General features: G+C 66.9%; 1 protein-coding gene. It reads right to left on the reverse strand.

Annotation, left to right across the window (positions count from 1 at the left end):
- The coding region (locus tag H489_RS0119310) for an ABC transporter permease subunit (RefSeq protein ID WP_413813398.1) at positions 1–356 on the reverse strand (356 nt) is incomplete at both ends.

Below are 356 nucleotides of genomic sequence, written 5' to 3' on the forward strand. Positions count from 1 at the left end.
TGACCGCGGCGGCGATCGCGTTGAGGTTCGTGTCGCCGGCACCGGACGACAGGCTCGCCGAGTTGAGGCGGGCGGCGGCGAGGATGCCGCCGACGGTGGCGAAGAGCGAGGTCAGCATGAACACCGAGATGTAGATGCGGTTCACCCGGATGCCGGAGCGCCGTGCAGCCTCGACGTTGCCGCCGACCGCGAAGACCGAACGGCCCCAGCGGGTGCGCTTGAGCACGAAGTTCATCAGCACGACCAGCACGATGAAGAACACGAACGAGGTGCCGGTGCCGAAGTCGCGTGACAGGTACCAGACCATCAGCGCCAGGCCGAGGAACAGGGCGACGGACTTCACGATCGTCAGGGAC

Origin of the sequence: Curtobacterium flaccumfaciens UCD-AKU, assembly GCF_000349565.1 — a bacterium.
GTDB classification, from domain to species: Bacteria; Actinomycetota; Actinomycetes; order Actinomycetales; family Microbacteriaceae; genus Curtobacterium; species Curtobacterium poinsettiae.